The organism is Cohnella pontilimi, assembly GCF_005049045.1.
GTDB lineage: Bacteria > Bacillota > Bacilli > Paenibacillales > Paenibacillaceae > Cohnella > Cohnella pontilimi.
Genome location: NZ_SUPK01000007.1, coordinates 188835 through 210891, shown reverse-complemented (window position 1 = coordinate 210891; position 22057 = coordinate 188835). Strand labels below are relative to the sequence as shown.

The 22057-nt window shown below is 55.0% G+C and carries 19 protein-coding genes; 8 read left to right on the top strand and 11 right to left on the bottom strand.

All coding sequences use genetic code 11. The annotated features are described in order from the left end of the window. Window positions 1-59: 59 nt before the first annotated feature. Window positions 60-986, bottom strand: a complete 927-nt coding sequence (locus E5161_RS15375) for an aldo/keto reductase (RefSeq protein WP_136778807.1) — start codon at window positions 984-986, stop codon at window positions 60-62. Window positions 987-1108: 122 nt separating this feature from the next. Between E5161_RS15375 and E5161_RS15370 the strand changes: the two genes are divergently transcribed. Together E5161_RS15370 and kamA are read left to right on the top strand one after the other, a co-directional pair. Beyond that, window positions 1109-2605 carry a sigma-54 interaction domain-containing protein gene (locus E5161_RS15370; protein WP_246042299.1) on the top strand — a complete coding sequence of 499 codons (1497 nt, stop codon included), beginning with the start codon at window positions 1109-1111 and terminating at the stop codon, window positions 2603-2605. A 78-nt stretch (window positions 2606-2683) separates the two neighbouring features. Then, window positions 2684-4093 (top strand): lysine 2,3-aminomutase, encoded by a 1410-nt coding sequence (kamA, locus tag E5161_RS15365; protein ID WP_136778805.1) that lies wholly within the window; start codon window positions 2684-2686, stop codon window positions 4091-4093. Between the two features lie 84 nt (window positions 4094-4177). On the opposite strand, the gene E5161_RS15360 is transcribed toward kamA, so the two are convergent. The 4 genes from E5161_RS15360 to E5161_RS15345 are packed head-to-tail and all read right to left on the bottom strand — an operon-like array spanning window position 4178 to window position 8110. Continuing rightward, on the bottom strand, window positions 4178-5446 hold the full coding sequence (locus tag E5161_RS15360) for a peptidase (protein WP_136778708.1): 1269 nt from the start codon (window positions 5444-5446) through the stop codon (window positions 4178-4180). Continuing rightward, a complete protein-coding gene (locus E5161_RS15355; RefSeq protein ID WP_136778707.1) occupies window positions 5443-6117 on the bottom strand; it encodes a 3-oxoacid CoA-transferase subunit B in 675 nt (224 codons plus the stop codon). The genes E5161_RS15360 and E5161_RS15355 overlap by 4 nt, the downstream gene beginning before the upstream one ends. Next, entirely contained in the window at window positions 6060-6779 is a 720-nt protein-coding gene (locus tag E5161_RS15350) for a CoA transferase subunit A (protein WP_136778706.1), read from the bottom strand. Before E5161_RS15350 ends, E5161_RS15355 begins: the two co-directional genes overlap by 58 nt. Next, window positions 6776-8110 carry an aspartate aminotransferase family protein gene (locus E5161_RS15345; RefSeq protein ID WP_136778804.1) on the bottom strand — a complete coding sequence of 445 codons (1335 nt, stop codon included), beginning with the start codon at window positions 8108-8110 and terminating at the stop codon, window positions 6776-6778. The genes E5161_RS15350 and E5161_RS15345 overlap by 4 nt, the downstream gene beginning before the upstream one ends. Before the next feature lie 233 nt (window positions 8111-8343). Here E5161_RS15345 and ablB point away from each other — a divergent pair, with 233 nt between their 5' ends. Further along, window positions 8344-9231: a putative beta-lysine N-acetyltransferase gene (ablB, locus tag E5161_RS15340; RefSeq protein ID WP_136778705.1), complete on the top strand. Its 888-nt coding sequence runs from the start codon at window positions 8344-8346 to the stop codon at window positions 9229-9231. On the opposite strand, the gene rpoN is transcribed toward ablB, so the two are convergent. The 4 genes from rpoN to E5161_RS15320 form a co-directional block, all read right to left on the bottom strand. Further along, complete coding sequence (gene rpoN, locus E5161_RS15335) at window positions 9196-10524, bottom strand: RNA polymerase factor sigma-54 (RefSeq protein ID WP_136778704.1); 1329 nt, start codon at window positions 10522-10524, stop codon at window positions 9196-9198. The genes ablB and rpoN overlap by 36 nt on opposite strands. A gap of 18 nt (window positions 10525-10542) precedes the next feature. Then, on the bottom strand, window positions 10543-12174 hold the full coding sequence (locus E5161_RS15330) for a flavin monoamine oxidase family protein (protein ID WP_136778703.1): 1632 nt from the start codon (window positions 12172-12174) through the stop codon (window positions 10543-10545). A gap of 166 nt (window positions 12175-12340) precedes the next feature. Beyond that, entirely contained in the window at window positions 12341-13810 is a 1470-nt protein-coding gene (locus E5161_RS15325; RefSeq protein ID WP_169306712.1) for an ATP-binding protein, read from the bottom strand. 103 nt (window positions 13811-13913) lie between these two features. Continuing rightward, entirely contained in the window at window positions 13914-15179 is a 1266-nt protein-coding gene (locus E5161_RS15320) for an MFS transporter (protein ID WP_246042297.1), read from the bottom strand. Between the two features lie 99 nt (window positions 15180-15278). On the opposite strand from E5161_RS15320, the gene E5161_RS15315 reads away from it, so the two are divergent. After that, a complete protein-coding gene (locus E5161_RS15315; RefSeq protein WP_136778700.1) occupies window positions 15279-16511 on the top strand; it encodes an aminopeptidase in 1233 nt (410 codons plus the stop codon). Between the two features lie 54 nt (window positions 16512-16565). Here E5161_RS15315 and E5161_RS15310 read toward each other — a convergent pair whose 3' ends face one another. Continuing rightward, window positions 16566-17339 (bottom strand): arylamine N-acetyltransferase family protein, encoded by a 774-nt coding sequence (locus E5161_RS15310; RefSeq protein WP_246042295.1) that lies wholly within the window; start codon window positions 17337-17339, stop codon window positions 16566-16568. Between the two features lie 164 nt (window positions 17340-17503). On the opposite strand from E5161_RS15310, the gene E5161_RS15305 reads away from it, so the two are divergent. Beyond that, window positions 17504-19087: an ATP-binding protein gene (locus E5161_RS15305; protein ID WP_136778699.1), complete on the top strand. Its 1584-nt coding sequence runs from the start codon at window positions 17504-17506 to the stop codon at window positions 19085-19087. Between the two features lie 151 nt (window positions 19088-19238). Then, window positions 19239-19718 carry a C40 family peptidase gene (locus tag E5161_RS15300; RefSeq protein ID WP_136778698.1) on the top strand — a complete coding sequence of 160 codons (480 nt, stop codon included), beginning with the start codon at window positions 19239-19241 and terminating at the stop codon, window positions 19716-19718. Between the two features lie 70 nt (window positions 19719-19788). Here E5161_RS15300 and E5161_RS15295 read toward each other — a convergent pair whose 3' ends face one another. Next, window positions 19789-20136 (bottom strand): hypothetical protein, encoded by a 348-nt coding sequence (locus E5161_RS15295; protein WP_136778697.1) that lies wholly within the window; start codon window positions 20134-20136, stop codon window positions 19789-19791. A 179-nt stretch (window positions 20137-20315) separates the two neighbouring features. Between E5161_RS15295 and E5161_RS15290 the strand changes: the two genes are divergently transcribed. Then, entirely contained in the window at window positions 20316-20846 is a 531-nt protein-coding gene (locus tag E5161_RS15290; RefSeq protein ID WP_246042293.1) for an RNA polymerase sigma factor, read from the top strand. Then, on the top strand, window positions 20833-22047 hold the full coding sequence (locus E5161_RS15285) for a hypothetical protein (RefSeq protein ID WP_136778695.1): 1215 nt from the start codon (window positions 20833-20835) through the stop codon (window positions 22045-22047). The genes E5161_RS15290 and E5161_RS15285 overlap by 14 nt, the downstream gene beginning before the upstream one ends. Window positions 22048-22057 lie beyond the last annotated feature (10 nt).

The following is a 22057-nucleotide window of genomic DNA, read 5'->3' as shown; positions in this document are numbered from 1 at the left end:
ACTCCGAGGTTTGCGGATGCTTTCTCTTTCTAAACCACCTGAACATGCCGAAGTCCCCCTCAATTCTGAAGATCCAGCCACCGGATTTCCTCGTGCGTCAAGCTCACCCTTAACGCCTCCGCACTCGAAAATACTTCCGCCGGCGTCTGGCTTCCGATCAGCGCGCAGGTCGGAAACGGCTGGTGCAGCACATAAGCAAGCGCGATTTGGTTGGCATCGGTACCTTTCTCTTCGGCCAGCCTCGACGCCCTTCTATATCGCTCCCAATTTGCTTCGCTGTAATAGACTCGCACCGCTTCCGGATCCTCACGTTTTTCTGGCGAGTACCGGCCGGTAAAAAAGCCCCCGGCTTGCGAAGACCAAGACAACAGCGGAAGCTGCGTGCGGATGTGCCAAGCGATATCCTCCGCTCCGGCGGATACGCAGCCGGCCCAGCGGGGCTCGTTGGGCTTGGCCAGGCTCAGATTCGGGCTGTTGCACGCAAACCCGGTCAAGCCGTGCCGTGCGGCGTAAGCATTGGCTTCCTCGAGCCGCTTCGTCGTCCAGTTGGAAGCCCCGAGCGCCCAACATAATCCCGCCTCCAGCGGCCCTTGAAGCAATTCGAGAATTTCGCCGACCGATTTGTTCGGATCGTCCCGGTGCAGCATGAAAATATCAACATACTCCGTCTGCATCCGCTCCAGCGATTCCGACAAATCGGCGTCGATCGCCGATTTCGTCATGCGAGGTCCCGCTGCGTCGGGATGAGCCCCTTTGCCGATCAGCGTCATCGAGGAACGATTGCCCCTTTCCCGCATCCAGTTGCCGATCGCTTTCATCCCGTGAGGCCCATACACATGCGCCGTATCGATCGCGTTCCCGCCGGCCGATATGTAGGCGTCCAACAACTCTGCCGAATATTCCATCTTCTCGTCGCTGAGCATCATGGATCCCATAATCAGTTTGGAAACCGGCTTCTCCACTCCCGGTATCGAAATATAACTCATCTGAGGTGTTGTCAACGTCCGGACCCCCTCACTCGTTTTATAATTTTTATTCCCGGCCCGCCGCGCCAATCCCTGCCTGCAATTGTGTTTTTTGCGTGTCAATCGAAAAAGGGGCAGGTATAATGAAAAAATGGGTGATGTTTCCATGCACTCCAATGGGGAAGGTGAGTCGATTGGCGGGCGACAGCGGCTTTGCATCCGAGTATTTCGAAAAAATATTGAATATAGTCGACGTCGGCGTCCACCTGATCGACCGGCAGGGGATGACCGTCTTTTACAACGATAAAATGGCGGAGATGGACGGCTTCCGGCGCGAGCAGGTGATCGGCCAGAACATATTCCAGCTCTACCCGTCCCTCACCCATGAGACGAGCACGCTCGCCACCGTTTTGCAAACCGGCAAGGAGCTTCCCGAACACATCCAAACCTATTACAATTCCTCCGGCAAACGAATCACGACGATTAACCGCACTTATCCGCTGCTTGATCACGGAGAAGTCGTCGGCGCGCTGGAAGTGGCCAAAGATATTACGAACATTGTTCAATTGCACGATCAGATTCTCGATCTGCGTCACCAGCTGCACGAAGCGCAGCAAAAGCAGAACAAAAACAAAGGCACCGCCCGATACGAGTTCAGCGATTTGATTGGCCGCAGCAAGCCGTTCGCGGATGCGCTTTCGCTGGCCAAAAAAACGTCCCGCACCAGCTCTCCCGTCATGATTAGCGGCCCGACGGGCACCGGCAAAGAACTGTTCGCGCAAAGCATTCATAATGCCGGTGTCCGGCGCAGCCGGCCGTTCATCGCGCAAAACTGTGCGGCCGTTCCCGCGGATTTGCTGGAGGGACTCATGTTCGGCACCGCCAGAGGGGCATTCACCGGCGCGATCGACCGGCCCGGCTTGTTCGAGCAAGCCAACGGGGGCACGCTGTTTTTGGATGAGTTGAACAGCTTGGATCTATACCTGCAGGCTAAGCTGCTTCGCGTGCTGCAGGACGGGATGGTGCGCCGCATCGGCGGGACAACCGAGCAGCAGGCGGATGTCCGCGTCATTACGGCGATGAACACGGATCCGAAGGACGCGCTGGAAAAGGGCATATTGCGGCACGATCTATATTTCCGCCTCAGTGTCGTCAATCTGTATCTGCCCCCGCTTCAGCAAAGAAGCGAAGATATTCCGCTGCTTGCGGAACATTTTATTGAGAAATTCAATCCGCTGTTCGGGGTCACCATCAACGGCATCTCCCCGGCCGCGCTCGAACGGCTGCTGGCTTACTCCTGGCCGGGCAACGTGCGGGAATTAAGCCATGCGATCGAGTCCGCTTTCAACATGTTGGAACTCGGCGAGGAGCGCATCGAAGAACATCATTTGCCGGCCCATATCCGGGAGTTTCACGTAGCGTACTCGCCCGCTCGGGTGCCTGCGCCGCGCAGCCAAGCAGTGGATCCGCACTCAGTCGGCAGGTTGACCGATCGGGTGCAGGAGTTTGAACGTTTATCCATACTCGAGGCGCTGCACAAAAACGACTACAATATCACCCTTACCGCCCAAACCTTGGGCATCAAGAGGCAGTCGCTGCAATACAAGATGAAACGTTATGGGATCGTGAGGAAACCTTGAACTTGGCATGCTTCTTGCGACCTTGAGGAGCGAGATCTCCCGGGAGGTGTGCAAATCATGAGCATGTCTATGAGCGATATGCAGGGAGGGACGAATTTTGTACCCCTCAGCAGCAAGCGGCACTGGAAAGACGTAGCTTTATGGAAAGGCGTAACGGATGAACAATGGAACGATTGGATATGGCAGCTCACCCATACGATCAAGACGTTGGACGAATTGAAGCAAGTGGTCAATCTGACCCCCGACGAAGAAGAAGGCGTCCGGATTTCCACCCGGACGATTCCGCTGAACATTACGCCGTATTACGCCTCGCTGATGCATCCGGACGATCCGCGGTGCCCGATTCGCATGCAGTCCGTGCCGATTTCCGCCGAACTGCTGAAAACCCCTTACGACCAAGAGGATCCGTTGTCCGAAGACGAAGATTCGCCTACGCCCGGGCTGACGCACCGTTATCCGGACCGGGTATTGTTTCTCGTCACAAACCAATGCTCGATGTATTGCCGGTATTGCACGCGCCGACGTTTCTCCGGTCAGGTGGGCATGGGCGTCCCCAAGAAGCAGATGGACGATGCCATCGACTATATCCGCAGAACGCCGGACGTCCGGGACGTCCTGCTTTCCGGCGGCGACGGGCTGCTGATCAACGATCAAATCCTCGAATATATCCTGAAAAATTTACGGGAAATTCCTCATGTCGAGATTATCCGCATCGGTACGAGGGCACCGGTCGTGTTCCCGCAGCGGATAACGGAGAATTTGTGCACCATGATCCGCAAATACCATCCGGTGTGGCTGAACACCCATTTCAACCACCCGCTCGAAATGACGGAAGAAGCTAAAAAAGCTTGCACGATGCTGGCCGACGCGGGGGTGCCTCTCGGCAACCAGGCGGTCATTTTAGCGGGGATTAACGACAGTACGCATATTATGAAAAAACTTATGCATGAGCTCGTCAAAATTCGCGTCCGCCCCTATTACATTTACCAGTGCGACTTGTCCGAAGGCATCGGCCATTTCCGAGCTCCCGTCTCGAAGGGACTCGAGATTATCGAATCGCTGCGAGGCCATACTTCCGGTTACGCGGTACCGACGTTTGTCGTGGATGCCCCCGGAGGCGGCGGCAAAATCGCGCTTCAGCCGAACTATCTCATCTCGCAAAGCCAGGACAAAGTCATTCTGCGCAACTATGAAGGCGTGATCGTCGGTTATCCGGAACCGAAAAATTACGTGCCGGGCAAGGCGGACGAATACTTCAACGAAATTTATGGGATCGAGAAGCGGCCGGAAAGCACCGGCATCGCCGCACTCATGAAGGATGAGAGATTCAACCTCGTGCCGGAAAACTTGCGCCGCATCAGCCGAAGGAAAATGTACGAGCAAATGCCGGATCACACCTCGCTCAAGGACCGCCGCCAAAAACGCGACGAAATGAAAGAGAAGCTGATCCAAGCGAAACTGAAGCAAACTCCTCCAGCGCCTAAGTAATCTTTACAAAATAACCGCGACTCAGTAAAAAGACCTTGCCTTCACCGGCTAAAGCCGGTACAGGCAAGGTCTTTTTCGCACGAATTACTCCTCTTCCAAACCGCACCATTGTACCAGCGTCAAAGCCATGATCTCCGCGGCGCGAAACATATCCTCCAGTTCGATGTACTCATTCGGGTAGTGGGCGACATGGGTGACACCCGGCCCGAACACGACGGCAGGCGTGTCTCCCAGCAACGTGAGCAGGCCGCCGTCCGTGCCCCATGGGGATGCCTGAATCACCGCTTCCTTCCCCGTCACTTCCTGATACTGTGACGACAACACCGCAATCAGCTCATGCCCCGGATCCACGCTGCCCGGCACCCACCTGGCGCCGAACCACTCCAGTGATACAGGAGTCTTCGCGAACCAGGCATCCTTCTCTTCAAGCCGCTCCATCCATCGCTCCATGGCTTCCTTGGCATGCTCGATCGCTTCTTCCGGCGCGACGCCCATTCTTCCTTCGAGAACGACCGAATCCGGCACGGAGGAAGGCCAGTTGCCGCCTCTTATGACGCCGATATTGATCGGAATCGGGATCGGATTGCCCGCATACAGCGGATCGGTCATCGCCGAATTCCTCGCCTGCTCGAGCTCCCGGATATGCTGGACGACGATCATGCTTTTCTCGATCGCGCTGACCCCTTCATACCGGGTTCCTCCGTGGGCGGAACGCCCTTTGACCGTCACGCGGAACCACATGGATCCTTGCTGCTTCGGAAAAATCCGCATGTTCGTAGGCTCGGGAATGAGCGCGGCATCCGCCCGATAGCCGTTCATTATGGCCGCAAGAGTCCCCGCTCCTCCGCTCTCCTCTTCGACGACGCTTTGGAATATGACGTCTCCCTTCAGCCGGACCCCCAGCTCCCGCAGTGCCTGAATCGTCAACAGCATCGAGACGTTGCCGCCTTTCATATCCGTCGCGCCGCGTCCGAACAGCTTACCGTCCGCCACTTCACCGCTGAACGGATCATGCTGCCACTGCCCGCGGTCACCCTCCGGCACCACATCCATATGCCCGTTCAAAATCAAAGAGCGGCCCCCGCCCGTCCCTTTCAGTACGCCGACGACATTCGGACTGCCCGCAAACCGGTCTCTCGGCGAATAAAAATACGGGTGGCTCCGCAAAGCTTCCCCGTCCGGCTCCCACACCCGCACCGCGAGTCCCATCTCGCGCAGCATCCCAGCCACGAGCTCCTGCGCCTCCCGCTCCCTTCCTTGCGTACTCGGAAGCCGCACCAAGCTTTGCAGCAAAGCGGTGCCTTCCTCACGATGAGTCCGCATCCACTCCCGAACCTTGCTTTGCAGGCTCATGGCGCGTCCCCTCCTATGTACGCGACGGTATCCGGGATTTGCAACTCGGCTTCCGTATAGCGGACCACTTCTTCAACCGTATAGGGAGCCATTACTTCCCGTAAAACGAGCCCTTCCCCCGTGACCTCCATGACCGCCATATCCGTGATAATCAAATCCACGCACTCCCGCGCCGTCAGCGGCAGCTCGCACTCCTTTCGAATTTTCGACTGGCCGTCCCGGTTCACATGGTTCATGAGCACGACCACTTTTTTCGCTTTCTGCGCCAACTCCATGGCCCCGCCGATGCCGGCCGCCCGTTTGCCCGGCACGATCCAGTTCGCCAAGTCGCCCCTCCCGCTCACCTCAAGCGCCCCGAGCACGGTCATGTCGATGCCGCCGCGGCGGATCATCGCAAACGCGATGGCGCTGTCGCAATAAGAGGCGCCTTCCACTATGGTGACGGGATACCCGCCGGCATTGCAGAGAAAGCCGTCCTCTTTCCCCGGCTCCGGTGTCGGCCCGGCGCCTAGAATCCCGTTTTCCGCATGGAAAACAACCTGGACCCCTTCCGGGATAAAATCCGCCACGCGCGTCGGAATCCCGATGCCGAGGTTCACCACCATACCGTCCTTCAACTCCCGGGCTGCGCGCCGCGCGATGCGGTCGCGGCTTTCTTCTCCCATACCCATTCCCAATTCACCCCTTTGCCCGGAATGACCCTATCGACGAATATGCCCGGCGTCACGACGTTTTCCGGATCCAGCTCCCCAAGCGGGACGATCTCATCCGCTTCCGCAATTGTGTATTGCCCGGCCATCGCCACGAGCGGATTGAAATTGCGCCCGGTTTTGTCGAAGACCAGGTTGCCGAACGGGTCTGCCTTGCGGGCATGAACGATCGCCACCTCGGCGGTCAGCGCCGGCTCCACCAAATATTTGCGCCCATCCACAACCACCGTTTCCTTGCCTTCCTCGATCATCGTGCCGATCCCCACATCGACGAGTATGCCGCCGAGTCCGACGCCGCCGGCCCGGATTTTTTCCGCCAGCGTGCCTTGAGGATAAAACTCGACTTCCAAGCTTCCCTCTTCCATTTGCTGACCTGCGTACGGATTGGATCCGATATGCGACGTGATCACCTTGCGCACCCTGCCTGCCGTGACCAGCCTGCCGATGCCGATCCACGGAAATGCGGTGTCATTGCCGATAAGCGTGAGGTTCTTCACTCCCTTTTCGAAAATGCCGTCGATCAGCGAGGGAGGATTGCCGATGCCGCCGAAACCGCCGTACATCAATGTGCAGCCGTCCGTTATCCGATTCAGCGCTTCCTCCAGCGTTCCGATTTTGTTCATGGCGTCACCTCCCGCATCACTTCGACCATCGTCTCATCGAACATGCGAACGAGCTCATCCATTTCTTCCTCCGAAATGATGAAAGGGGGAGCGACGATCACAGCATCTCCCGCTCCATCGACACCGCCCGCGGCCGGATACAGCAGCAGCCCTTTCTCGAAGGCTTTGTCGGTCACGCGCGCGGTCAAACCCAGCGAAGCCGGAAAAGGCTCCTTGCTGCCCCGGTCGGCCACAAACTCCACCGCAAGCAGCAGCCCTTTGCCCCGGACATCGCCGATGATCGCGTACCGGCCGGCCAATTCCATTAGCCTGCTGAGCAGCTCGCGGCCCTTCTCCTCGGCCGCCTGCACGAGCCCGTTCTTCTCGATATATTCCAGCACGGCCAGCGATACGGCCGCCGACTGCGGATTGGCGCTGTAGGTGTGGCCGGCCATCACCACTTTCGAGCCATGCAGAATCGGCTCCATCACATGGTCTTTCACCAACGTGGCGGCCATGGGCGTATATCCGGCGCTCATCCCTTTGCCGAGCGCGATCAAATCCGGCTCCACGCCCCAATGCTCCATGCCGAACATCGCGCCCGTCCTGCCGATTCCCGTCATGACCTCATCCGCAATGAATAAAATTTCATAGCGCTCGCAAATCTCTTTGATTTTCCGGTAGTACCCCTCCGGCGGCACAATGGCGCCTCCGGCTGCGCCGATGACCGGCTCGGCGATGAAAGCGGCGATATGCTCGGCTCCGATCCGTTTCACGGCCGATTCCAAATCATCGGCGCAAGCGGTTCCGCATTCCGATGGCGTCTTTCCCATCGGGCAGCGGTAACAATAGGGCGGCGCGACCAGCGGGAACTCTTCCAGCAGCGGAATGAACCGCCTCCTCCGCAGAACGTGACCCGACATCGACAACGCGCCCAGCGTAATGCCGTGATAGCTCACTCTGCGGGACAGCACCTTGTATTTGCTTGACTGGCCCTTCTCCTGCCAATGCTGAATAGCGATTTTCATCGCCGTCTCGGTCGCTTCCGAGCCGCTGTTGACGAAGAAGGACCAATAACCGCCGCCCGGCGCCAAATCGCTCAGCTTCTTCGCCAGCCGTTCGGCCGGTTCGCTCGTAAACTGGGAGCGGTACACGAACGACACTTTTTGCGCCTGCTCGTGCATCGCCTCGATCACTTCCGCCGTGCCGTGTCCGATGCCTGCCGTTACCGCGCCTGAGGAAGCGTCCAAGTAGGCTTTTCCGTTCTCGTCGTACAAGTACGAGCCCTTCCCATACTGAACGGTAGGATAACGATAATTCAACAACGGCTTGATCAAATGTTCCCGCTCGATGGCGGCCACCCCCTTCCGCCTACGTAGAAGCAATTTTCATGCCAATTTACCACGGCACATGCCGGACACCAGACGAATGCCGGGCTCTACCTGCGATGCCAAAAATTTTGCACCCCGCCGCACGCCCTGCAAAATTTTCATCCGCCGCCCGACCCGTCCCCGTCACAAACCGGCTTGCAAGCTGGCATCCTTTTTGCATCTCACCCGATTGTACGGAAAAGGAGGAATCGCACATGCCCGACGTCAAAGCCTACTTTGAAAATGTGGTGGAAACCGAAAGTGCCTTTACGCTCCACATCTGTCTCGACTACTTCAACCGCAGGCTGCGTGTGGACGATTACCGGGGTGACGTGGACGCGATTTGCAAACGGGCGGCCGATATCGCGAGCTCACACGCCTTTACGAAAATTTTCGTGAAATCGCGTGAGGAGGATTGGCCGGATTTCCTGTCCAGAGGGTATATGCTGGAGGGCATTTACAAGGCATACTTCAACGGACGCGATGCTTTCTGCATGGCGCTCTATTTCGATCTCAACCGGCGAACGAGCGATTATTGGATGGAGGAAGACGACATCCTGCGCCAAGTGCTGGAGATGCCTCCTAAACCGGAACAATCTACCGCCTTGCCGCAGAATTTTACGCTGCGCGCCGCCGCCCTGGAAGATGCCGAACGGCTGGCCGTTCTCTACCGTCATGTTTTTCCGAGGTATCCGACTCCGATGGACGATGCCGCCTATATCGAAAAGGTGATCGGCGACGGTACGATATTCTATGTGTCGGAACACGAAAACAGCCTCGTCAGTGCCGCCTCCGCAGAAATCAACCGCGTATACAGAAACGCCGAGATCACTGATTGCGCCACACTGGCGGAATTTCGGCGGCACGGGATGATGAGGCTGCTCATCCGTGCTTTGGAGGATGACCTGAGGTCCCGCGGCATTCATTGCGCTTATTCCCTGTCCCGGGCGCTTTCCTTCGGCATGAATGCTTCTTTGTTCCAATTGGGATACCGGTACTGCGGCAGATTGACCAAAAACTGCGACATATACGATAAATTCGAGGACATGAATCTGTGGGTGAAAGTTTTACCGGGGAGCGTTCCTTCTACGGACGGAGGATAAAATGCCGAGCTGCTCGCGATACTTCATGACGGTGCGGCGGGAGACCGGTATGCCTTCTTCCTGCAGCAAATCGGCCAGTTGCTGGTCGGAATAGGGCTGGGCCGCATCTTCCCCGGCGACCCATGTCCGGATTTTCTCCTTGACGCTTTCGGCGGAAGCCTCATCGATCAGCCCGCGGTTATAGCCGGCAGGGAAAAAATACGTCAGCTCAAACAAGCCCCACGGCGTCTGTGCATACTTGCCGGACGTTGCGCGGCTGACGGTGGATTCATGGAGATTCAGCTTATCGGCGATATCCCGCAAGTTCATCGGCTTGAGCCGGGACGGACCTTCCCGGAAAAATGCGTCCTGCTCTTCCACAATGGCCTCGGTCACCCTGAAGAGGGTCAGCCGCCTTTGCTCGATACACTTGATCAAGAAGGCGGCGGACCGATACTTCGCGGACAGGAATTTTCTCGCGGACACCTCTTTCCCGCATTCCTCCGCCAATCGCTCGTATTGCGGATGTATCTCCAGCCGGGGAACCGTCGCATCCGGGATGGAGACGACGAACCGATCCCCGGCTTTTTCGACGATCACATCGGGGACGATGTACTTGACTTCGTCTACATAATAAGAAGAGCCCGGCCGGGGATTGAGCTTCTTGATCACACGAATGGCGTCCTCTACGTCATGCCGCGGCACACCGAGCTGTTTGGATATTTTATGAATCCGATACCCCCCAATATCATCGAGAAAATCATGAATGAGGCGGGGCGCGAGAGGCGGGATTTTCGGCAAATCCTGCAGCTGAAGCAGCAAACATTCCTTTAAATCTCTCGCTCCGACACCCGCCGGCTCCAAGCTTTGCACGATCCGCAGCGCGGCTTCGGCGTCTTCTTCCGCCGCCTGAAGAGTTGACGCCAGATCCTGAAGCGGCAATTCCAAATACCCGTTCGTATCCAAATTGCCGATAATATAGCGGACAATCCTCTCAATCGCTGCAGACGGCGGCTTCATGAGACGCAGCTGCTCTGTCAAATGCCGCTCCAGCGTCATCCTGCGGTCCACCGCGAAATCCAAAGTATCCAGCCCGCGGTCGCGCGAGATTCGGGCACCGCCCGCGCCGCTCATCATATCCCATCGCACGTCGATCGCTTCAAGCACGGGATTCTCTTCGAGCTCTTGCCGCACATAAGCCCACAGCTCAGGCGCGGAGAGCTGAAGAATCCGGATCGCCTGCCGCAGCTTCGGCGTCATATGCATTTTGGTGTTCTGCCGCAGGAACATCCCGCCGCTTAATCTTGCGGACAAGCGAATCACCCTTTGAGGTTAGATGGTCTGCTGAAGTGGAACTTCGGCAATGCCGGACGCTTTGAGATCGGCCAAAATTTCGTTGGCCGCCCGCTGTCCCGACTCCACCGCGCCGTTCAAATAGCCTTGAAAGTCGACGGACGTGTGCTCTCCGGCGAAGTAGCAGCCGCCTTCCTTTTCCCGTTCGATTCCGACAAACTTCGTATATTGCCCGACCTTCCAATAGGAATAGGAGCCGAGGGTCCACCGGTACCCCGTCCAATAATCCAGCGTGGCCAATCCGTTCCACTTCGCCGTAACGCCGGGCAAGACGGGCTCAAGTTGGCTTAGAAATTGCTTTGCCCGCGACTCGGGATTTCCTTTATCAAAGCTTGCCCCGATCACTCCTCCGGTGTAATTGACCAAGATCCCCGTTTCACCAGGCTGAGCGCGCGTGACGTCCCAAGTATTTTGATAGCCCGTATCCGCGTATGTACCTCCGTTGCATCCCAACTGCTCCCAATGCCGGGTACGAAATTGAACATGCAGCTTAGAATTGGTTCCCATTCCTTGCTCTTGGATCGCCGTTTTTTTCAACGGCCGGAAACCGGCTCCCTGATAATCGACGGACGAGCGGAGAATCGAAAAGGGCAGCGTGAGAACGACTTTATCCGCGTATAGCTGTCTAGAGCTGGATCCGGTCTGCAAAGTAAGGGTATAGCCGCCGTTCTTGTTTTGTTTGATCGCGGTCAGCCGCGTCCGGTAAACGATCTGATCGTTCAACGCTTCGACCAGCTTGGATACGATTTGATCGTTGCCGCCGCGGACATGGTATGTTTCGTCCGACTCGCCGAACATTTCCAACCGGTTCTTGTTGGAATATGCCAACAAATAAATCATATTCAGCGCGCTCTGATCGGTTGATTCGGCGCCGTATTCGATGTTGTACGCCACGTCGATCAATTTCCCCAGCCGGGACGTCATGCCTCCCGGAATCTTACTCTTGATCCAATCCACAATGGACATTTGGTCGAGCTCTCTGCCTCTGGCTGTGTAACGGTTATACAAAGTCGGATAGCCGGCCGCCAGCGCCTCGGTGTGAAGGGTATTCCAAATCGCTTTAAAATCTTTACACGCTTCGGCAAACGAATAAGGGCTTCCGTCAAAATAGTACAGTTCCTCCGTGCCGGCCGGCTGTGCCCGGACCACATCGTCCAATGTGAGGCCAAATTCTTTCACCAACTGCAGCAGTTCCTTATGATTCGTATCGATGAATTCTCCGCCGTGCTCGGCGATTTGTCCGTTTTCAAAATCTCCCCTTCGGGTCCAGCACCTGCCGCCCGCCCGTTCAGATGCCTCGTAGATTTCCGCCGTATAACCCGCCTTTTTGAGCTGATACGCACAGGTGAGACCGGAAAGACCGGCGCCGATCACGACGATACGGCCTGGCTCGGAAGAATCACCGGCAAATACGTCGTTCAGCTTCCATACAAAATCCGGGATCGCCGCCGCAACTGTCGCGATGGCCGCTTTCTGCAGAAACTGCTTGCGAGAAATCGATTTTTCGGTTCGCTCTCGAATGACCTGTTCTACCGGGATGTCTTTTTCGGCAGCCTCGCCCGCCACGGATACGGCATCCTTGAGCCGACGAAATAGTGGAGTACGCGCCATTTGAATTCCTCCCATAATTTCATATAAAAAAAGCCGGGAAGTCGTCCGCATGATGCTCCGGCTTCTCGGCTGATTTTCGTTATTGTTTTTTGTTGAAAACGGTTCCATTTGGGATTATAGTGGAAACTCTCTGCGGCGTATGTCGATTGGTGACGGCCATTTCAAATCAATTTTGCAGCGGAAACGTTACCGTGACCAAAGTTCCGGCGGCATCGGACGATATGTCGATCTCCCCGCCCATTTCGCGGACGATTTGTTTGGAAATGAACAGCCCGAGGCCGTTGCCCTTCGGCTTCGTCGTAAAAAACGGCGTGAACAGCTTATCCGCCAGGTCGTGCGGAATGCCGGGCCCGTTATCGCGAATCATGATCGATACACCTTGTTCATGAACCGTCTCACCAATTTGCAAATGCCCCCCGCTGTCCATCGCATCGATGCCGTTTTTGCACAAGTTCAGGATCACTTGCTTGAGCAGCTCCAGATTGGCGTTGATTTTCGGGCCGGTGGACGAAAAATGACACGACACCTGGATGCTTTTCAGATTCGCCTCCACATACACCAGCGGAAGAACGTCCTGAAGCACCTTCGCAATGTTCACCGATTCATAGACACTTTCCTTGGGCTTCCGAAGCCACAGCATTTCGGTCACCAAATGATTGATTCGGGACAACTCCGATAAAATAAGTTCAATATAATTGCGGCCCTTCTCAATCCGGTGTTCCTCCAAAATCTCGCCGATCAGCTGGACAAATCCTTTAATCGACGTAAGCGGGTTCCGGATTTCGTGGGCAGCACCGGCCGCCAATTGGCCCACCACGGCACTCAGCTCCGAGACTTGCAGCAGCCTCTCGAGTCTTTTTCTTTCCGTGATATCAATCGCCGAGCCTACGACTCCCGTGATCCGCCCCTGCTCATAATAAGGCGACAGAGACTTGATTATGACCCGGTCGCCGGTCTCCAGCTCGAAACTGGTCGGTTCTCCCGACAGAGCCTTCTCCACATGAGGCTGCACAATTTCCATGACGTCGGCCGGGAACAGATCGGACAACGTTTTGCCATATACCTCGTCTGTCGTCATCCCCATGCTTCTCGCGATCTTGCCTTCCGACAATTCAAAGGTCAGCCGCCCGTCCTTGCCGAGCGTAAGCTTGAAGACGAGGTTGTCCAGCGCTTGAACGGTTTGCCTCAAATCGTTCTTGAGCGAATTGTGGACTTCCTGCTCCAGTTGCCGCCTTCTCGTGATATCCCATCCGACGGCCAAAATACACGGCTCGCCGAACAACGGGATCATTTGGAGCCGGAGCAAGTAGCTCACGAACCCGCCGTTTTTGTGACGGACGTTAATCTGTTGTTCCAGAATCTCGTCTTCCGTCAGCGTGCTCTTTACATCGTTTCTTTTATCGGGATCCACGTAGATCTTCATGTCATGAACGGTACGGCCGAGGATCTCCTCTTTGGACCATCCGGTCGTCTGGAGGACACCATCGTTAACATAAACGATTTTTCCCTCGGCTAACGTCGTGATGGAGACAAACTCCGAACGGATCCCCAAAATCCGGGTCAGGAGGAGTTCCATTAATTCGGGATCTTTCCCGCGCACAAATTGCTGATCGAAGCGTTGGATCAAGTCGGACATGCAGGGCATCCCCCGGCGATAGTTAGTTAAACATAACATTCTACATAGCCGAGCATTCTTCCTGTTCCGGTCATTCTATAAAATTCGAATCCTTTTTCCCGTGTTAAGCGGACTTGCCCTCCGGTTCCTCCATGGACTTGAAGTAGCGTTCTTTGCCGAAGAAGATGTGGAACAAAATCGAGATCAGCGTGTATACGACCGCTGTAACGGTGAACGCGTAGGCATAGCCGTAATACGGGCCGTATCGCGCAACCAGCCCCGTGCTGACGGGGGCGGCGAGGAACCAGCCCAGGTTAAACATTGCCTCCCCTGAGCTGGAAGCGAGTCCGCGCATTGACGGCTCGACATATTTCATTTTGATCGTGTTGTAAAACGGGTTGGCGGCGTTCATTAGCGCTTGTCTAAGCAAATAGCCGGCGCTCGCCAAGTAGAAATTCATCGTGTAGGCGGTGAGCAGCATGAACGGAATCGAGCTCAGCTGCAGCAGCACCACCGCCTTGGCTTCGCCGAACCGCCGCGCGATGGCGGGACCGAACAAATAAGCAAGCGCTGTAGCGCCTTGGCCGAGCGATACGACGATGCCGATCATCGTATTCGAGACGTGGAACCGGTCCTCGAAGTATACGTTCAGGTAAGGAACGATCATGCCGCCTGCGGACGAAGACAACAGGCTGAGCAATGCGAACAGCACGATGACCTGAAGCGACATTTTGTGGTTCCTGGCCGCCTCCCGCAGCCGGAACGGCGCGCCGTCCCGTCGAACCCTTGCCCCTACGGGCGAATACATCAGAACCGGAAATAAGCCGAGCGCCGCGATCCCTACACCGATGAGCAGCGTAAGCCGGAGACTCGCCACTTCCGGAACGCCGAACGAATAATGAAAAATATCGCTGAACGAGCCGCCGAGCACGTTGCCGATGACGCTCGCGAACATGACGAGCGCCATGTTGAAGCTGAACAGATGAACTCGTTGAGCGGGAGTGGAGTTATTCGCCATGAAAGGCAGCACCGTCGAAGAGACGAGGGCTTGGCTCATGCCGCCCAGGAACGCCGTCACGATCATCCCGTGCCTGGCCTCGAACAGCGAGCGCGCCGTCAAGGCGAGCACCATGGCAAAGAGCCCGAACGTCACGACCGGTTTCGAGCCGAATCTATCGTTGAGGATGCCCGCCGGAATCAGAATGATCGCGGACGCGATCGCCGTCATGGCGACCAGATCGCCCACCATCGTCTGCTCGTATCCCAATGCCCGCACATACAGGTTGTACACGAGCATGAACATGCCGAACCCGGTGTTGAACACCAAGTTAAAGACAAAAAAGAGTCGAATATTGCGGCTATACTGCTGAAGCTGTTGTTTCCATTCCATGAAAAATGTCGTCATAGGTTTTAGAGTAGCGGACTTTTGGATTTTTTTCTATCCGTAATGGTAAAATATATCGCGAGGAAAAGATTAGGAGGAACCGGGATGGATCATTTTGAGCAGAAGTTGGACAAGTACGCCGCTCTGGCCGTCGAGATCGGCGTGAACGTTCAGCCGGGCCAGACGCTGGTCGTTACGGCCCCCGTCATCGCGGCTGAGTATGTACGCAAGGTGGTCAAACGGGCATATGAAGTCGGCGCCAAAAATGTCATGGTAGACTGGACGGACGACGTCGTCACCCGGACGAAGTATGAGCTGGCACCAAGCGAGGCGTTTCTCGAGTATCCGATGTGGAGAGCCAAGGGCATGGAGGAAATGGCGGCGGACAACGCGGCATTCCTCTACATCATTGGCGACAACCCCGACCTGCTGAAAGGCATCGATCCTCAGCGGGTCGCCGATGCCCGGAAGACGGCGTCTCAAGCGCTGAAGCCTTTCAAGGATTATCAAATGAGCGACAAGGTCAGCTGGTCCATCGTCGCCGTACCTTCCCAGGAATGGGCGGACGCGGTATTTCCGTCGCTTGACCGGGACAAGCGGATCGATGCTCTGTGGGATGCGATCTTCGCGGCCACGCGCATCGATACCGAGGATCCGGTAAAGGCGTGGAAAGACCATGCCGATACATTGGACAGCAAAGCGTCCCGTCTCAACGAACGCAAGTATAAGGCGCTTCATTACACTGCGCCGGGCACCGATCTCACGATTGAATTGGCCCGTGGCCACCACTGGGTGAGCGCGGGAAGCGTGAACAAGCTCGGCAGCGTATTCATCGCCAATATGCCGACGGAGGAAGTGTTCACCGCGCCTTTCAAAACCGGCGTCAACGGTTACGTGTCGAGCACCAAGCCGCTCAGCTATGCCGGCAATCTGATCGACCACTTCAAGCTGACGTTTAAAGACGGCAAAATCGTGGAGTTCACCGCGGAACAAGGCTATGAGACGATGAAACGGCTGATCGAGACGGACGAAGGTTCGCATTTCCTCGGAGAAGTGGCGCTTGTCCCTCACCGGTCCCCGATTTCGCAGACGAACCTCATTTTCTACCAGACTTTGTTCGACGAAAATGCGTCTAACCACTTGGCGATCGGCCAAGGATACGCCTTTAACATCGACGGCGGCAAAGAAATGAGCAAAGAGGAACTGATGGTTCGCGGGTTGAACGAAAGCTTGACGCATGTCGATTTCATGATCGGATCGGCCGACATGGATATTGACGGCATTATGGAAGACGGTACGGCGGAACCTATTTTCCGCAAAGGCGACTGGGCGTTCTGATAACGCCGGCCAATAAAAACAAGGCATGTTGCCATGAAGGCAGCATGCCTTGTTTTATTTCAACTGTATTCCGAAATAAGTGTGCAGCGCGTCTTCATATTCCTCTTCCGATTTCGGAGTGAAGGTGTGAACCGAATCCCCCCTGAAGATGCGGAGTTCCTCGCCGGCAATCGTGTTTCGCCCTTCGCGGGTACGGATCGCGGCCATCTTCTCCTTCGTAAAGATCGAATCCGGGGAGTTCTCGCACCAATAGGTCGCCATGATGAAATCCTTCGGCAGCTGCGGCTCCTCGGTGAACGAATAGAGGCGGCTCCATTCCCCGTGCTTGAGCTCGCAAAGCATCCAGCCGAACTCCTCATCCTTCTCCAGCCGGTAACACTCGTCGCCTTGCTGCTGTTCCAAGTACTCTGTCATTCGAATCGGCCGGCGCGGAACGATCCCTCCTACTCCCACGTCGCATAAGTAATCCGCTTCTCCGAGCCTTACCTTCAAAACGTGGTGGCGTCGTTTGGGTGGTGGAGTCGGCTCGTCGCGCCAGAAGCGCGCCATCAGGCTGGTCACGTCATAGCCTAATTCTTGCAGCAGCCAGCCGAACAGCGCATTCAGCTCGAAGCAATAACCGCCACGCTTGCGCGTTACGATTTTGTCGAGCAGATCCGGGATCTCCAGCGATAAAGGAATGCGGCGCAAAATGTCGAGGTTCTCGTAAGGAACCGTATGGAGATGACTCTCCTGCAGTTCGGCCAGCGCCTTCGCGCTTCTGTCAAGCGGGCGGTCGAACCCGATCCGTTCCAGATACGCGCGTACCTCGGGCTTTAATTCTCTCACGGATGAAGCCCTCCCAATTCTCCGGATGGATTTGTAAAAATCATACACCACCCCCATCGCGCATTCCATAGCAAATCCGAATCTCTACTATTATTTTACAAAATCAAACCATTTCTCTTATACTGAGAATTATCGTAATTATCCGCGATCAGGGAGTGTCCCCGTTGATCATTAAGCTGATCAAAAATTACATCGTCCCCGTCATCGTCATTTTCGTCATTTTTTCCTCCTTGATCTTGGATAAAACGCCAATGGTCACGCCGTTCGTCATTTCGGGCGTGCTGCTCGTTTTTTCCATCGTTTTCGACAGCCGTTTCCCCGTTCTACGGTACACCCAATTTGTTTTTCTCGGCCTCTTCCACTACTTCGCCCACCTGAACTGGGCTCAATTGCTCTACTTTATTTTGATCGTCATCGCCCTGCAGAAATCTTCCCGCATCCTCACCTCCGTCGTCATTACAACTTTGTACACGTTGGAATATACCCTCCTGCGTCTCTCCTATCAGCCGATTAACGCTTACAACCTGTTGGTTTCCGTATATGACTGGATGACCGGTCTTTTGGTGATCGCCCTGTTCCATTATTTTCTTCTCGCCGAAAATGAAAAAAAGCTGCTGCGCGACCGTACCCGTTATTTGTCCACGCACGATGCGTTGACCGGACTTCTGAATTACGAAGGATACTTGATCAACATTCAGGAGCTGGTGGACCGGCGGGACCGCTTCATCTTGATCACCATGGATTTTCAAGATTTCAAGTCCTACAACGACCAAGATTTCCAGAGCGAAAATGAAATTCTCGTGAATATGTCCATCCGTTTAAAAGAGCGGTTCCCCGACGCATGCGTAATGTCCCGTTACGCCGGAGACCGGTTTGCGATCGCGATTCCCCAAAGAGACAACGATTTGACCGCAATCGACAGCTTGATGAGCAGCGGCAGTCTGGGCTTTCAAGTCGCATACAGCGTATGCCGGTTTCCCCAGGAAGGAGAGACCGTTTATTCGCTCATCACTTTGGCGGAGGACCGCCTCTTTCAGAACAAACGGAATATGTGGCTGCTTCGTGAGGAGCTGCGTTTTCAAGAGGAAAAATTAAAAGTCGTCGGAGAGCTGGCGGCCGGCATGGCGCATGAAATCCGGAATCCTCTCACCACCATCAAGGGGTTTATGCAAATTTCCAAAAGCAACGATTACGACATGAGACCCTGGTACGAGCTGATCATGAGCGAAATTTCCCGGATGAGCGAGCTCACGGCCGAATTTTTGCAGTTTGCCAAACCGCACATCAGCGATATGACCCCGAGACTGATGCAAAGGTGCATCGATCGCGTCCTTTTTTTGACGGAATCGGATGCCGCCCTTCGAGGGCATGGCATGGAGTATGAGATAGCCGAGGAAGACATCTACGTTATGGCCGACCGCGATAAAATGGTTCAGGTGCTGCTCAATTTGATACGGAACGCGTTCGAAGCGATGAAAGAGCCGGGCACGGTGTCCGTGCGGCTGAAACGCGATGCGGGCATGTGCCGGATCGAAGTGGAAGATACGGGATGCGGCATCTCGGAAAGCGGCCTGCAGAAGATTTTCAATCCCTTTTACACGACGAAGGAAAACGGCACCGGCCTGGGATTGTCGATCTGTAAAAAAATCATCCAGGACCACGGAGGGTCACTGGATGTGGAAAGTGTTGTGGGACAAGGCTCCTTGTTCAGGATCAAACTCCCGGTTGTGGAATATGAGCCTGTTTAGTTTAAGGATTTTCTCATGGAATTCTAATAGACACGAGAAAACCTTGATAGACCGGGCTTTTTGCTCTCAATGGAAATTTGAGGCAGTTTTTTATCTGTTATAGTGGGTTATAAGCTTTCTTACACCACTGAAACATGGAGGGATTTGAACGTTGCTTCAAGTTAAACCGTTACTTCGGAAAGTCATTGGCGTCAGTCTTTTCACAGCGATCGGATTCACGGCCATGGGCTTCGGTCACGCTCCCCAGGCAGATGCGGCTACGAAAGCCGATAAAATAATCAGTACCGGCAAAAAATATTTGGGCGTAAAATACCGCTTCGGTGCACCTTCCGGCGTTACATACGCTTTCGACTGCTCCTCTTTCACCCAATATATTTTTAAAAAGAACGGCGTTTCTCTGCCGCGCGCCTCTTATGCCCAAGCTGCAAAAGGCAAAAAAATTTCCAAGAGCCAGCTGAAGAAGGGCGATCTGGTCTTCTTCTCCCGGCCCGGGAAATCCGGCATCGGTCATGTGTCGGTCTATGCGGGGAACAATAAGCTGCTTCATGCCGCCGGCAAGTATGTCAAAGTTTCCAACCTCAGCTCGTCTTACTGGAAAAGCCACTATATTACCGCTCGCCGTGTAATCTAAACCGTAATCCGAACAGCATCAAGGGACCGGAATATTCCGGTCCCTTTGCTTTTGGCAGCGGCAATTTGCGTCACTTTCGATCGACCTGCAGTGCCAGCACTTTTTTCAACGTATACGTGTCTTTCAAGAGATCTTCGGAGATCACCTTCAGCTTGACCATCCCGGCAATTTTGGCCGGGTCGGCTCTCGAGACCAGCCTCCATACATCCGCGTCGGGAAGCGCGCCGTACAGTTTATGATCGTCATACTCCCTCCGGTAATGCTCCATCACTTTGACCCGGTACCCGCCGGTCTCCCACTCGAAAGGCCCTTGTTCCGCCATTTGAGAGAGTATCTCTTGCCGGAGCTCGCTCAACTCTTGATCGATCTCTCTTTGCTTTTCCTTCAATTGATAATATCGTTTAATTTTGTGTTCCATAGATTCCCCGCTCCTCTCCCTATGATGTCTATGAACGGGGAACGGGATTTAGACAAGATAAAAGAACCTCCGGGAGCGCATGCTCTTTACGCATTCGGAATTTGTTTTTTGAGAATTTGGAACCTTTTCATCGCTGTATTGTCTAATCTATCGAGGTGAACAGGGTGGCGTACGAATACATGAAACATGTGTCCGACATTCCGGCGGCATCGCTGCAGGATTTGATGACGGAACACGGGCAGGATGTTTGGAACTATGCGTTCCTACTGACGAAAAACCGGCACGTTGCCGACGACATCGCGCAAGATGTCTTTCTGCAGGCTTTCCTGCATATCGCCTCGTTCCGCGGACAATCGTCTTTGAAAACATGGCTGTTTTCCATTACTAGAAATCGGGTGTACAACTACAAGAAATCAGCGTTCTTCCGCAAAGTAACCTTGATCGACTACATCACACGTCTCTCGGGAACCTCATCCGCGGAGGAGCAATACATGCTCAGAACGTACACGGACAGCATCTGGCAGCTGGTCTTGAAGCTTCCGCCGAAATATCGGGAGGTGCTGATTCTCGACGCCAAGTACGATATGCCGCTCACGGAGATCGCCTTGCTGCTTCAAGTCTCGATCGGTACCGTGAAATCCAGGCTTCATCGGGCGCGCAGCAAAATGAAGGAGTATCTGGAGGAGGTGGAGCAGCATGAAAGACAGTAAACCGGAATGGTATGGGAGATTGAAAAAGGGGCCTTTTGTGGAAGCGGCATTTGATGCCGAAATGAGGCAGCGCGTGACGGAACGGATTTATCGCATCAGCCCTCAAACCCGAAATCGCCGTTTAGGTCTGTGGGCTGCTGCCGGCGTTACGGCGGTCCTTCTCATCTGTGCCGTCATCCTGCTGCCTTCCATCCGTTCTCACTTCCATTCCCCATCCGCATCACCCGGCAGCGTTGCGAATCCGGCAGGCATGACGGAGAGCTTCGTTCGGAAAAACTTGCATGTTGGCATGACGCAGGATGAGGTGAGGCGTGTGTTTGGCCAGATGTACGAGGCTCACGCTGCCGCCCGTTCATTTCCTTCCTCTCATCAGGAAGATCCGTATGATTTGAATACTTGGGCGTCAGTAAACATTTGGCGTTATGACTACAATGTCCAGAACGGATATCAGGTCAACTGGGGGGAAGAGTCGCTCGATTTCGACGTCGCGGGCATGGAAAGCGGAAAAATCGAGTCGCAGTTAATCATTGTGTGGGAAGATAACATGGTGAATCGCGCCATTTTTAAATACAAGACTTGGGACGGTATCGCCACGACGCAGATCGGCCCCGGAGTGGATGAGCCGCCTCCGGCGTCCGCTGAAGCCAGAACGGAAGTCTTGAGAGCCGTCGGCGAATCCTCCTTCGGAACGTTCGAGCTTCGGCCGGTTGCAGGAACCTCGGAGAAAATCCAGCCGCTGGGCGCACCAAGCTGCCTCGGATTGGAGACGGACGTCAACATTGCCGGCGATTACGAGCTTTTCTTTCGGGACAAAAACGGCGCCTTGCAATCGGTGTACTCCCTAAACGGGCTCGAATTCATTCAACACAACGAGGAACCCGTAGCGATGCGCAAGTTTGATTTTCCCGATGTGGAGCTGTTCTTGCTGATTCCGCGCTACACCGATTGCCATGGCTTAGAGGTATATGCCTTTGGCGTCGATAAGCAATCCGGCAAACCTTCTGTCTTCCCTTTTAAAACCCGGGATCAACACGCCACGGTCTGGACGACTTCACCGGTCAATCTGCCGGTTCTGGAGAATGGAAGTTTGATCATCGAAGGCGGAAGAGGAGCCGGTACCGACGGCGCCGTACGATACACCTTTAAGCCGGATTTAGGAAAGCGAGTACTCATGCTGGAAAGCCAGGAGCAAATCCCGTAAAAAGCGAATC